The organism is Bartonella sp. AA86SXKL (assembly GCF_042196885.1).
The window spans coordinates 1-557 of the sequence record NZ_JBHIRE010000568.1; the positions used below are offsets into that span (position 1 = coordinate 1).

The 557-nt window shown below is 47.4% G+C and carries 1 protein-coding gene; it reads left to right on the top strand.

The features are described from left to right. Positions 1-557 (top strand): phage late control D family protein (locus ACFIO5_RS13320; RefSeq protein ID WP_375705672.1); only part of this gene is annotated, 557 nt, incomplete at both ends.

A 557-nucleotide genomic window follows, 5' to 3' on the forward strand; every position in this document is an offset into this window, starting at 1 on the left:
AGTCCCCAATTTACCAAACAAACTTTGCCTTATGTGATTCGAACAGATCAATCGGCTGTTGATTTTTTAACCCGCCTTGCCGATCGCATGCGGGCGCGTTTTTTGATCAAGGACAATAAGTTTTTGTTTTTAAGCGGAGATAATTTACCAGCATTAGCAATCCATAAGCACGACTGTTCCAACTGGGAATTTACGTTAGAGCCACGTACGCAATATGGCACCATTGAAGCTTCTTATTTTGATCGCTCAAAAGGGCAGCAATGCCAAGTCAAACATCAGACAGGGTTTAGCGGTCCCGTGCGGCGTTTGCGGACTTGTTACATTTGTGAGGAGGAAGCACGAGCTGCTGCTGCTTCCGAGTCGGACAGGTTGTGTCGTGCTGTAGGCAGTGGTTCTTTGACCCTTGAGGGGCGTCCCGAAATCATGGCGGATCAACCTCTTTTATTGCAAGGGTTTCGTGGGCAAATCAATGGTCCATGGAAAGCTGCAACCGTCACCCACCGCTATGAAAAACAAAGCGGTTATACCACAGAAATCACACTCGAGGCACCAAACAA